Below are 12,175 nucleotides of genomic sequence, written 5' to 3' on the forward strand. Positions count from 1 at the left end.
TTTCGCAAGCTTCCTAACACAAGTTAACCCTCAAACTCAAAGTGTCAAGTTACAGCTATCGCCAGAACGGTTAGGACATGACTGGTATCCCTTGCAGCGATGGCCATACGCCAAATGCTGTCCCAGTTTTTGCCGTTGAAAAGAGGTCAATAATCCCAGGCGCGATCGCCGTCGCTTCAAACTTTGAATAGTTAAGGGCGGCAGTTAGAGGCAACCCCGTACAGCTCCCGCACCGACTCCTGCACCAGCACCGCCAGCGTCGCTACCCCTAGCACAGTACCCAGGGGCGTAAAGGTCAGCGCTCCGCAGGCCACTACGACGCTAAACCAGTAGTGTTTGTGCCGCCGTAAACAGCCGCCCGAGACAACCAGCGCGATCGCCAGCACCAGACCATAGACAAACAGCGCCAGCCCGATCGCCAAAAAAATCAGCCCAGCGGCAAGGGGCGGCAGCTCACTGTCGCCACTGGTCATGCTCTCTGGGGCCAGCAGCACCACCCCACCGATCGCCACAAATACCAGCGGCAGCAGCGCCAAGGCCAGCACCAGCCCCGCCACCACGTAGTGCAGCATGGCCAACACCTTCAGCCGCTCAATATCCTGACTGGGGGGCAGCGGAGTCATGATGGAAGAATTCCTATTGATACATCCTCTACACAGATCTTGTAGTGCCTGACGCCCCGGCATAGGATAGTGTGTCTCAACATTAAGCGATCGCAGAGCGAGATCGGCTGCGATCGCGACCTCTACCGCAGACGATTCCACATTCCCCAACCCGGAGCGGCCTGACCTATGGAAAGCGTCATCGTTTCGCTGTTGCCCTACATTCTCGGCAGTGCCCTGGTGCCCCTGCAAATCATCATCGGGCTGCTGCTCCTGCAAAGCCCCGACCAGGGACTGCTCAAGGGCATCGCCTACGTCGGCGGCATGACCCTCACCCGCCTGCTCCAGGGCGTCGCCTTTGGGCTATTTCTGGGCGAATCTGTCGCTGCCTCAGCGGGCAACGGCGGCAAAGGGCCAGTGGTGGCTACCCTGCTGCTGGTGCTCGGCCTGCTGCTGCTGGTCACCGCCTACAAGAAGTGGCGCAAACAGCCCGACCCCGACGAGCCGCCCCCAAAGTGGCTGACCGCGATCGATAGCGCCACCCCCCTGCAAGCCCTGGGCATTGGCCTCACCCTGCCCCTGATTGCCGTCAAGCTCTGGGTGTTTACCCTCAGTGCCCTATCCACCATCGCCACCGCCCAGCTGGGGCTGCAAGCGGGCGCGATCGCCTACCTCCTCTTTATTTTGCTGGCCCAGTCGCTGCTGCTGCTGCCCCTGGCCCTGCGTCTGGCCATCCCCCAACAGTCCAAAGCCATTTTGGATCGCGCCTCTGCCTGGCTAACCACCTACAACCGCCCGATCGTGATCGCAGTATCCCTGGTGTTTGGCCTCCTGTTCCTGCAGTCCGGCCTCAGCGGTCTTCAATCCCTACCCCGGTAAACCCACCCTCTCACCTGCGCACCCCTTCGCTATCCTTAAAATATCCTCCCTTCGACTTCGCTCAGGGACCCCCTTCGACTTCGCTCAGGGACCACCCCTCGACTCCGCTTAGGAACTGCCCTTCGACTTCGCTCAGGGACCGCCCCTTAACTTCGCTTAGGAACTGCCCTTCGACTTCGCTCAGGGACCGCCCCTTAACTTCGCTTAGGAACTTCCACCCACCTACCCTCCCACCCATCCACCCTCGTACCCATCCACCCACTCCCCTCCCCCATGCCCGCTCCCGACCCCACCCCCCTCACCCCTTCCCCTGACACCACCTGGGAAGAGGTTGAAGCCGAATTGGGTGAACTCGTTGCCACGGTGCAGGGTACGCCCCTCGCTCTGCCCGCTGCCGACCCTGTCACCTGGGAAGAAGTCGAAACCGAGCTGGGCGACCTAGTGCTCGACTTTCACGACCTGCAGGATGACCTCAACTACCGCCGCGCTCAGGCGGCCCTGGGTAGTCTGGTGCAGCGGCTCAACCTCACCCCCCGCGAGCAGGCCGGGGTTGAAGACGCCCTGCAAAACCTGCGGGGCCTGGTCGACAAGCTGGAGAATACCGTGGTGCACATTGCTGCCTTTGGCCTGGTGGGGCGGGGCAAGTCATCGCTGCTCAACGCGCTGCTGGGTCAGGAGGTGTTTACCACTGGCCCCACCCACGGCGTGACTCAGATGGTAGAGGGCAGCCGCTGGCAGGTCAGCCAAGATTCTCTAGGGGAGGACACCCCCGACCTGCTGCGGGTTTCGCTCAAGAGCCTAGGCCAGTCGCGCATTGAGCTAATCGACACCCCCGGCCTTGACGAAGTGGATGGCGAAGAGCGCGCTGCCCTGGCCTGCCGCATTGCTGAGCAGGTCGATCTGATTTTGTTTGTGATTGCGGGCGACATTACTCGGGTTGAGTACGAGGCGCTGCAAGCCCTGCGCCAGGCCAGCAAGCCCATGCTGCTGGTGTTCAACAAAATTGACCAGTACCCCGAGGCCGATCGCCAGGTTCTCTACGAAACCTTGCGCGATCGCCGCCTGCAAGACCTGATCTCCCCCGATGAGATTGTCATGGCGGCCGCCTCACCCCTGGCGATGCAGGCCACCCCCCAGCCCGATGGCACCGTCACCTACCAAACCGTGCGCGCCCAGCCCCAGGTAAACGATCTCAAGCTCAAAATTCTCGATATCTTGCACCGCGAGGGCAAGGCCCTGGTCGCCCTCAACACGCTGATGTACGCCGAAGGGGTAAGCGCCGAAATTTTGGAGCGCAAAAAGCAGATCTGCGATCGCATTGCCGACGACACGATCTGGAATGCCACCCTGATCAAAGCCGTCGCCGTCGCTCTCAACCCCGTCACCGTGGCCGACCTGGTGGGCGGCACCGTGGTTGATGTCATGCTCATTCTCAACCTGTCGCGGCTCTACGGCCTGCCGATGACCCGCCCCGCCGCCCTCAAACTGCTCCAGCAGATTGCCCTGGGCCTGGGCGGCATTACCATTAGCGAGCTGGTGATTACCCTCGGCCTCAGCTCGCTGAAGGGGGTGCTGGGGGTGTCTGCGATCGCCACGGGCGGCCTGTCTTTGGCCCCCTACGTGCCCGTGGCTCTGGCCCAGGGCGGGGTGGCGGGTCTAGCTACCTATGGCATCGGCCAAATTACCAAAACCTACCTCACCAACGGCGCAACCTGGGGGCCAGAGGGGCCAAGAGCCGTGATCGCCGAAATTCTCGACGGCCTCGACGAAGACTCCATCTTGAACCGCATTAAAACCGAACTGCGAGCTAAAATCTCGCCTTAGGGAGTCGTCCTGAAGCAAGAAAACATCGTCGTAGAAGCAACGAGGTTCGTGTGTTGGAGAAAAGTCAGAGGGACTAATACCAAATCCGAGTCACACGACCCCGATTCGTAATCGGTACCTCGTAGGGAGCATTGCACTGCAATGCCCCTACAAATCAGGGGTATACAGACAAGATTTGCTCTATAAATAGCCATCCCTTCGACTTCGCTCAGGGACCGGCTATGGCTGTTTTTATCGTTGGGGGTGCCGCGCTAGCGGCATGGACGATTGGTATAAGTACGACTAATGCTAAGCACACCAGGGCAGTACTGGAGTTATGCCTTAACTCAGCCGCTGGGGTTGCTGAACACAGGTATGAATCAAGAACTTAACGTCTTGGCAGGGGCAAACAGCCATAAAGCCTTTAGCTTCGCTGCGCCTATGCCCTTAATTCAAATTCATATCTCAACTCAGCAACGCCCAGGCGTTGACCAACCTCCCTTTGAGGCCTCTAATTGTCAGTTCCCTGGTTGGATGGAACGACGATGCGCTCGGTTCCTCTAATCACGTTGCCGTTAGCGGGCCGGCTGCGGGTGTCTGTGGTATTGCCCGTAGGGGTATCAACCGTAGGATCTTGGGCCTCAGGACTCGTAACTCGGGGCGGTTGGGTCTGGGGGGTGGGTATCCGAGGCGCTTCGATTTCTCTGACTGGAATATCGAGGCGGTTCTCTTCAACTCTAGGCTCGGTGTTCACGTCGTCAACATCCGCAGGATCGGTGGTGGCTCCGGAGGCAGCTCCTGGGGCGGTTCCTGGGGTGGCCTCCGGTGAGGTGTTGGCAGCGCCTGGCTGACCCGTGGGGGAACCCGCCGGGGTGGTGCTAGAACCGGGGACGGCAGCAGGCCCTGTGATGGTGTAGTTTCTGACCCTGGGGGAGGTGCCATCCTGGGTTTCAGTGACGGCCTCGCCAACCCCAGAGGTCCCTGTTTGTGACTGCACCGGTTGGGGAGTACTGTTGCTCTGACAGAGATCGTCGAGGTTGACCACCTCACCCTCTGAGTTAACTAAATAGCAATACCCCTGGGCCTGACTAGGGCTGGACCACAGGAGGGCACCAGCGATCAAACCAAGACCACCTGCATAGGTTAAAACGTTAGGTTTCATAAAATTTACCGCCTTCAGCGCTATGGGTTGGCGCTGTAGAAAAACGTCAGCGCAGCAGAACTCAGTTACAACCTATCAAGAGCACACAGGTACCTTATCGTCCCTGTGGTATAAACTCGCATCGCCGGGGGAGTATTTGACGTTATGGATTGGTTGCTTAGAGCCAGCGCCCGACCCTGACCGCCCCTACCCAGGGAAAGATCTTGCGATCGCAGGATCTCGCGGTAAGTTGTAGGGGCTGCCCCAGCCCGGATACTTACTGATTGACACCAATGACCCAATTTACGCTTTACGGCCCCACCATCAGCACCTACGTTCGCACTGTGCGGATGGTTTTAGCAGAAACTAACACGCCCTACGACTTAAAAACAGTTGATATCTTTAGCGATCGCACCCCCGAGTACCTGGCCAAAAATCCCTTCGGCAAAGTGCCCACCCTGGATATAGACGGGGAAACGCTTTACGAAACCAGCGCCATTGTTGAATATCTCGATACGGTGGTGGGCGATCGCGTCTTTACCCCCGCAAATGCCCTGCTCCAGGCCCGCATGCGTCAGATTATGGCGATCGTAGACAGCTACCTCTACGCCCCGGCAATTGGCACCATCACCATTCAGCGGTTGATTGTGCCCAGCCAGGGCGGCCAAACCGATGCCGCCGCTGTGGCTGCTGCCGTGCCCGAAGTCAAAACGGCCCTAGAAGCGATCGAGGCGATCGCCACCTGCAACCCCTACCTGCTGGGCGAAGCTATTACCCTGGCCGACTTCTACCTGATGCCGGTCATGCTCTACCTGTCTAAAACCCCAGAACTGGACGCCGCTACCAGCCAAACCCCCAAGCTCAACGACTGGTGGGCATTAGTCAGCAATCGGCCCAGCTTTTTGGATGTAATCGCCTAGGCGATCGCCCTGCCCAGCGGTAGTGTGGGGCATTGCTTACCTAAGGGTTAGCGACATTCGGCGAGCACCCCCGATTCCCGCAGCCCCGCTAGATTGGCCTGCCCGGTGCAAAACAATACCGTTTTGATCTCGGCGATCAGCACCTCCGCTAGGGCCGCCACGGCTTCCTCCGAGTCGCTGGCCGCCTGCAAAAACGGCATGGCTAGCCCCGCCAGGTCGGCCCCCAGGGCGATCGCCTTGGCCACATCCAGCCCGTGGCGCAGCCCCCCCGACGCAATCAACGGTAGGGTGGGGGCCACCTGCCGCGCCTGCACAATGCAATCCGCCGTTGGCAAGCCCCACTCGCCAAAGGTTTGGCCCAGCCGTCGTTGGTGGGTATCTAGCGCCCGCTCGCTTTCCACCCGCGCCCAGGAGGTACCCCCGGCCCCGGCCACATCCACTGCAGCGACTCCGGCCTCTATCAATTGCCGCACCATCGGAGCCGCAATGCCGTTTCCCACCTCCTTGGCAATCACCGGCACCGGCAGCGCGGCGCAGAGCTGCTCAATTTTGCTCAGCAGCCCCTTAAAGTTGGTGTCGCCTCCAGTTTGCACCGCCTCCTGCAGCGGGTTGAGGTGCAAAATTAGCGCGTTAGCCTCTAGCTTTTCTACCACGCGGCGGCACTGGTCGAGGCCGTAGCCATAGTTGAGCTGCACCGCCCCCAGGTTAGCCAGCAGCAGCATATCTGGGGCCAGCGTTCTGACGGCAAACGTCTCCATTAGCTCTGGGTTCTCCACCCCCACCCGTTGGGAGCCCACCCCCATCGCCAGGCCAAAGCGCTGGGCCACCACCGCCAGCCGCCGGTTGATCTGGTGGGCCGCCTCGGTGCCCCCCGTCATCGACGAGATCAGCAGCGGTGCCCCCAGGGGGTGACCCAAAAACGTCGTGCTAATGTCGATATCCTGGTAGTCGAGCTCGGGCAGACAGCAGTGGGTAAACCGATAGCGCTCTAGCCCCGTGGTAATTTGGGCGCACTGCACCGGCCCTTCTAAACAAATGCGCAAATGGTCGGCCTTGCGGGCCTGGGTTTCGTGGGCAACAGGCAATACAGTCACAGCGCGTATGGCTAAATCAACGCCCCCTATCCTAGGCAAGAATGGCGAAGTTGGCTGCGATCGCTCACCCAACGTAATAACTCTACCCCTTCACCAGCTCCACACCATCGCGGCCGTCCACGGCCTGCAAAAACACCTTTACCGACTCATCCTTGGCCGTGGGCAGCGCCTTGCCCACAAAGTCGGGGTGAATGGGCAGCTCCCGGTGGCCGCGATCGATCAGCACCGCCAGGCGAATGGCGCTGGGCCGCCCATAGTCAATCACCGCATTCAGGGCGGCGCGAATGGTGCGACCGCTAAAGATCACATCATCCACCAGCACCACCACCCGGTCGGTAATGTCAAAAAGAATCTCGGTGCGGGCCGGGGTGCGGGTGCTAATTTTGTCCAGGTCATCGCGGTAGAGGGTGATGTCGATCGCCCCCACCGGCAGCTCAACCCCCTCCAGCCGCTGAATCTGCTGCGCCAGCAGGTGGGCCAGCGGCACCCCCCGTGTATGAATGCCCAGCAGCACCAGGCGGCTTAGATCACCCCCCCGCTCCACCACCTCCGACGCCAGCCGGTTTAGGGTACGGCGCATTTCTTCGACCGACAAAATTTCAACGACCGTGCTGCTGGCACCCATCGACAGCTCTCCTGACAGCGGTAAAGACTCACTATAGCGGACCCTGGAATGGGTATATTACTAAATCCTGTCTGTATATCCCTGGTTTGTAGGGGCATTGCAGTGCAATGCTTCCTACGAGGTATCGGTTTCGCATCGGGGTTGTGTGACTCGGATTCGCTCTATAAATAGCCGTCCCTAGCCCCTTTGGGGCGGCTGAGTGCCCAGCACTCGCTTTGCGAACACCAACGACTTCGCTCAGGGACCGGCTATGGCTATTTTTATCGTTGGGGGTGCCGCGCTAGCGGCATGGACGATTGGTATAAACCAAAGAAAGACCCCTGATGCCAGAGGTCTTTCAACTACAACAGCGGTCGTGCAGCGGGCTTACTGATAAAGCTGCTTACGAAGGCGAGAGGAAAAGGGTAAGAGCACGGCTATCTAAGGATTGAACCTTGCCGGCCTCATTCAGGTCTTGCACAACCCGGTTCAGCAGATCGGTGGCGCGATCGCGGTGCTGATGCTCACGCCCCCGCAGCCTGACCAAAAACTTAACAGAATCTCCCTTGTCTAACCATTGGGCGGCCCGCTTAATGCGCAGTTCGTAGTCAGATTCGCCGATGTTGGGGCGAAACTTAACCTCTTTTACGGAGGGACGCGAGGTCTGCTTCTGGCGCTTATTTTGCTGATACTGGAGCTTGCCGTAATCCATGATTTTGGCCACTGGGGGGCCTTCTTCACTGGGGGAGACAACTACCAGGTCGAGCTTGCTCTCTTTGGCCATCTTGAGGGCATCTCTGGTGTCGATAACGCCCAGGTTTTCACCCGTCTGCGTGATCAGCAAAACCTCGGGGTCTCTAATGTCGCGGTTGACAATGGCTTTCTGCTTCTTAGCGATAAGGCAAATCTCCGAACTCTACAAATACGAAATTCATTCCCAGGATAACCTGTCCCCGCAGCCGCTGCCTCTTTCGGCTGATAGGTCACCTGAAGCTCCAGCTCACAGACTGCGGGAAGACAAGAGCAAAGCCCTGCGGCAGCCAACTCCAAGGCTCCACACTCGGGGCCTGCGGTGTTTGTCTTTGCAGCCGTCTGGGGATACTAGGGTTGCCATAACTAAAGGATGTTCCTGCACTACAGGGCTGGGGGCACCCGGTCCTGTTTTTTTGTCGAGCCGCTTGAGATCAGGTGCTTGACTGGGCGCTTGAGAATAGCTAGCCGCGATTTTTGATCGTCATCACCTGCACAATTTGCTGGGCCATCGCTTTAGGAATCTCTAGAATGACGTAGAGATCTTCTAGAAAAGACTGCTCCTGGGGCGTAACCGTGCGATCGGAGAGCACTAGATCGGTGGCGATCGCAAAGGCGGTCTCTCGCAGGTCTGGGGGCAACACTCCCTTAGCCTGGTTCACCAAAGTTCCTGGCCCCTCCTGCTTCAGGCGGATTAGCAAAGCGTCAAACAGGCGGTGCAGGGCTTCGCTAGAGTAGCTGCTAAACAGCGCCATACGCGAGAGCAGCATCGTCATGTCCTGTCCCTCCCGCTCGGCTAGGTAGCCATCGGCGGCGATCGCTACCAGAGCAATGCTGGCCAGAGCTTCTGCCGGACCCATTGCGGCTAGGCCCGTAGATACGTTGGTCATGGCTGTTTCTCCCTCACGTTGGCATAGCCCCGGTGCAACTTATTCTTGCCCCAAAGCCGCTTCGGCGCAATCTACCCGCGAGAAGTCTTTACAGCTAGCAAACCCGCTGCAGGCCTGGCATCCGTCAAATTGCCTAACTCTGTGATCAATCTCACAGTTGTGTGTGACAAATTGGCTAGGTTTTCGGGAACCTTCCAGTGATACTAAGGTTGACTCAACTTTAGCCGAGTCATCTACAGGGAACACACAACCAACCGACATACCCAGCCGGGTCTGTCGGTTTTTTTTGCCCGACAAAACGTCTTAAACAAAGCTTTTGGCAGAGGGTCGCGAACTATGTCTATCGCCACGGCTGAGAACGGCTGGGTCAATACTGCTGAGGGCCAAAACCCAGCGGTCATTGCTAAGGCACGCCAAATTCTTGAGGGCAATATTTACGGCACCCTTTCCACCAGCTCCCGCAGTGGTGTGCCCTGGGCCTCCCCCATCTTCTTCACCTACGACTCTAACTGGAACCTGTATTGGTCTTCCACGGTGGTTGCCCAGCATTCCCAGAATTTGTACGACAACCAGGGCCGGGCCGCGATCGCCATCTACAGCACAGATCGAGAAGAGGGCCAAGGCCAGGGGCTCTATCTCTCTGGCACAGCAGGGGAAGTAGAGCCAGAGAACGTAGAGCGAGTTATTCCTCTGCTGCTGAAGCGAGCGGCTAAAGGCCAACAGCGATCGCCTGCCGACTACCTTACTCCATCTCCCCGGCGGCTCTATCGTTTTCAACCTCAGATGGTCTGGATCACGGGAGGGCGCATCGCCCTGAGTGAGACTGTCTTGATCGACACCAAAATCCAGCTAAACCTAGCCAGCCTGATCGCCAGGCCTTAACTATTAGCCCTCGCAGTCTCAATGCACCCCCGTAGGTGAGGACAGCCCTTAGCTTGCCCAGCCATAGGCCGCTGTCAGGCTGATGTTATCCCGGAAGACTTAGAGGCAGGTTGGGGCCGGAGAACTCTTTCACTGCCCAGGCTTTAAGATCCACCAGCGCTCTGGGGTAGATATCGTTGGGCAGCCGCCACCTGTTGCTGTAGATGCGATCGCGGTAGGCTCTATCGAAGCTGTGTCCTTCAGCGGTAGCGCCGTCGCGTCTGCACAGACAAGTTTAAGAACCCGGATGAGGTGCCTAACCCCTTGAATAAAATAGATGTTTCCAGCATTTGAGCACTAGTTGAGAAGTTACTTATGTTAGGTCGAATATGTCTTGCACTCTGCGTGTCGCTGATGGTCATACCAACCTGTGCTATGCAAGCGATCGCGCAACCAACAAAGGGAGAGAGCATCGACTTTAGAACGAAGGAAACTGTCACCTCTCAACGGTTTTCTGTGGACTATCCAGACCACTGGATCGTTACTCAAAATTACAATGACTACATCATTATCTACAATCAGCGCTCTTCCGGTGTGGCTACGGCAAATGGAACATCACCTTACTTAATCAAGACCGACATAGCCATCCAGCCCCACTCGCTTCGAGACGCTATTTTGGGCATCGGTAATGAGCCAGAAGATATCCAGCGAATTGAGCTAGTAGAGATCAATGGACAGCCCGGATTAAGGGTTTGGGAAGAAAGTGAGGGGTGGGACTTTCCGAATACTCTCATTACCTATGTTCCTATCGGCGATCGTGAAATTGCCTATATCGTCAGCTTCTATAGCTCCGAAAATCAGGCCGCAGAAGATGCCATCATTCAGATGCACAACACGCTGAGAGTCCTCGATTGAGTACAAGCCCAGCAGCGGAAGTTAACTTTTGGGTCCAGCCCAGGCCTGTAATGCCGTAAGACTGTTGCTGAGCAATCGGTAGAGGTAGCCATCGCCAGAACGGTTAGGACATGACTTGTATTCTCTGAAGCAGGCTATTCGTAGCTACACTTCACGACCCAAACCAGGTGATGCATTACCAAAAGCCCCCGATGCAAGCTATCGGGTAGCCACAGCAGGGGTTGACTTGTTGATGGTGGGGTAGAAAGAATAGAACGCTGCTCTCCCGGTCACTCACTATGACGAGTCGTGCTGTCTCCTTTTGGCTCAACCCTCAAGAACTCTGCTTTCGGTCTGAGCAGGCACTGCCCGATCGCGCTGATGTAGTCGTTATCGGCGGTGGCATCACAGGAATGAGTACAGCCTACTGGCTGAGTCACCTGGGGCTAACTCCTGTTGTATTAGAGCGTGGAGAGCTTGCTTGCGGAGCAACAGGTCGTAACGGCGGGCATTTTGTCTTTGGCACCAACCAAAGCTTTAGGGATTCTTTAGAGGATCATGGTTTAGCTGACACCCTTGCTCTCTGGAACTTTACAGAGCAGAGCGCTCAACTTTTGCGCGAGTTAACCGACCAGCACAACATCGACTGTGATCTTCGCTTTAACCGACTGGCTTCCTTCGCCATTACTCCCGCGCAGGCCCAGGCGGTTCAGGAAAGCTGTGAACTCATGATGTCTCACGGTTTGGCTGCGGAGTATTGGGATCGGGAAAGGGTTGAACAAAATACTCAGTGTTCAAGCTTTTTAGCGGCAGCTATAGAACCCCATCATGCCCAACTATGGCCTGCCAAACTGGTTGTGGGGCTTGCTAAGGCCGCTCAGCATCTACACGCCCATATTCAAACGCGTGTAGAGGTTCAGGCGGTCACCCGGCAGGCAGAAGGGTTTACCATCACCACCAACCAGGGCCAGATCCAGGCAGAGGCCGTAGTTTATGCCACCAACGCCCTGACCTATCATCTGCTCCCGACCCTTAAGGGTGTCATCGTGCCTGTGCGGGGTCAGGTGATTGCCACAGCTCCAACAGCCCAGCTATTCGACTTCGACTGGGGCGTAAACAGTGGCTATGAATACGCTATCCAGCGTCAGGATGGACGAATTATCTTTGGTGGGATGCGGTGGAAGTCGCCAACCAAAGAAATTGACATTGAGGACGACTCTAGGTTGGAACCTTTAGTAAGCGAGGGTCTCAAAACCTTTCTGCGAAATACGTTTCCACCGCTCAGAGATGTAGCTATTGAGTACGAGTGGACAGGCATTATGGGCTTTACTGCCGATGAAAATCCTATCGTTGGAGAACTGCCGGGCCGACCAGGGGAGTACATCTCAGCCGGGTACACAGGGCATGGAATGCCTGTAGCCATCGCCGCAGGGAGGGCGATCGCTGAACGGATTGCAGGTTCAGCCCAAACTATCATCCCCAAACCATTTCGGCCGGAGCGATTCTGGCTGGGCTAGCAGTCTCTCCAGACAAACTGTAGGTCATGTCATGTAGCTCGACTTCATCCACTTGGCGCAAAAAGCGAAACAGCACGCAGAACTCAGAGGAGAGTCCGAGGATCTTGCTGCGATGGAAGTTATGGCGATGACAACAGCGTTTTCGCCCCTGTTTTTCCATCGCCGGCCTTAGTCACCGAAGCTGGCAATGGGAGCACTGTTAGCCCCAGGGAAACGCACA

The 12,175-nt window shown here is 57.4% G+C and carries 12 protein-coding genes; 6 read left to right on the plus strand and 6 right to left on the minus strand.

The genetic code is table 11. From position 1 onward, the window contains the following. Positions 1 to 191: 191 nt before the first annotated feature. Positions 192 to 623, minus strand: a complete 432-nt coding sequence (locus IQ265_RS04905) for a hypothetical protein (RefSeq protein ID WP_194051194.1) — start codon at positions 621 to 623, stop codon at positions 192 to 194. Positions 624 to 791: 168 nt separating this feature from the next. Here IQ265_RS04905 and IQ265_RS04910 point away from each other — a divergent pair, with 168 nt between their 5' ends. Together IQ265_RS04910 and IQ265_RS04915 are read left to right on the plus strand one after the other, a co-directional pair. Then, positions 792 to 1,481 carry a GAP family protein gene (locus IQ265_RS04910; RefSeq protein WP_194051196.1) on the plus strand — a complete coding sequence of 230 codons (690 nt, stop codon included), beginning with the start codon at positions 792 to 794 and terminating at the stop codon, positions 1,479 to 1,481. 273 nt (positions 1,482 to 1,754) lie between these two features. Then, the gene (locus IQ265_RS04915) at positions 1,755 to 3,305 is read left to right on the plus strand and encodes a GTP-binding protein (RefSeq protein WP_228037596.1); all 1,551 of its coding nucleotides are present in this window, start codon (positions 1,755 to 1,757) and stop codon (positions 3,303 to 3,305) included. A gap of 490 nt (positions 3,306 to 3,795) precedes the next feature. Here the strand turns inward: IQ265_RS04915 and IQ265_RS04920 are convergent, their stop codons facing one another. Further along, entirely contained in the window at positions 3,796 to 4,446 is a 651-nt protein-coding gene (locus IQ265_RS04920; RefSeq protein ID WP_194051199.1) for a hypothetical protein, read from the minus strand. 272 nt (positions 4,447 to 4,718) lie between these two features. Here IQ265_RS04920 and IQ265_RS04925 point away from each other — a divergent pair, with 272 nt between their 5' ends. Beyond that, the gene (locus IQ265_RS04925; RefSeq protein ID WP_194051201.1) at positions 4,719 to 5,345 is read left to right on the plus strand and encodes a glutathione S-transferase family protein; all 627 of its coding nucleotides are present in this window, start codon (positions 4,719 to 4,721) and stop codon (positions 5,343 to 5,345) included. A gap of 47 nt (positions 5,346 to 5,392) precedes the next feature. On the opposite strand, the gene fni is transcribed toward IQ265_RS04925, so the two are convergent. From fni to IQ265_RS04945, 4 genes are all read right to left on the minus strand, one after another. Next, positions 5,393 to 6,448 (minus strand): type 2 isopentenyl-diphosphate Delta-isomerase, encoded by a 1,056-nt coding sequence (gene fni, locus IQ265_RS04930; protein ID WP_194051944.1) that lies wholly within the window; start codon positions 6,446 to 6,448, stop codon positions 5,393 to 5,395. Positions 6,449 to 6,521: 73 nt separating this feature from the next. Then, positions 6,522 to 7,064, minus strand: coding sequence for a bifunctional pyr operon transcriptional regulator/uracil phosphoribosyltransferase PyrR (gene pyrR, locus IQ265_RS04935; protein ID WP_194051204.1), 543 nt, complete (start codon positions 7,062 to 7,064; stop codon positions 6,522 to 6,524). A gap of 382 nt (positions 7,065 to 7,446) precedes the next feature. Continuing rightward, positions 7,447 to 7,950, minus strand: a complete 504-nt coding sequence (gene infC, locus IQ265_RS04940; RefSeq protein WP_347404924.1) for a translation initiation factor IF-3 — start codon at positions 7,948 to 7,950, stop codon at positions 7,447 to 7,449. 307 nt (positions 7,951 to 8,257) lie between these two features. Then, a complete protein-coding gene (locus IQ265_RS04945) occupies positions 8,258 to 8,683 on the minus strand; it encodes a tellurite resistance TerB family protein (protein WP_194051206.1) in 426 nt (141 codons plus the stop codon). Positions 8,684 to 9,019: 336 nt separating this feature from the next. Here IQ265_RS04945 and IQ265_RS04950 point away from each other — a divergent pair, with 336 nt between their 5' ends. The 3 genes from IQ265_RS04950 (at position 9,020) to IQ265_RS04960 (ending at position 11,955) form a co-directional block, all read left to right on the plus strand. Further along, a complete protein-coding gene (locus tag IQ265_RS04950) occupies positions 9,020 to 9,565 on the plus strand; it encodes a pyridoxamine 5'-phosphate oxidase family protein (RefSeq protein WP_194051208.1) in 546 nt (181 codons plus the stop codon). Between the two features lie 414 nt (positions 9,566 to 9,979). Beyond that, positions 9,980 to 10,459 carry a PsbP-related protein gene (locus tag IQ265_RS04955; protein ID WP_194051210.1) on the plus strand — a complete coding sequence of 160 codons (480 nt, stop codon included), beginning with the start codon at positions 9,980 to 9,982 and terminating at the stop codon, positions 10,457 to 10,459. A gap of 278 nt (positions 10,460 to 10,737) precedes the next feature. Continuing rightward, positions 10,738 to 11,955, plus strand: coding sequence for an FAD-binding oxidoreductase (locus tag IQ265_RS04960; protein WP_228037598.1), 1,218 nt, complete (start codon positions 10,738 to 10,740; stop codon positions 11,953 to 11,955). The last annotated feature ends 220 nt before the right edge of the window (positions 11,956 to 12,175 follow it).

This window comes from Nodosilinea sp. LEGE 06152 (assembly GCF_015207525.1).
Classification (GTDB): domain Bacteria; phylum Cyanobacteriota; class Cyanobacteriia; order Phormidesmidales; family Phormidesmidaceae; genus Nodosilinea.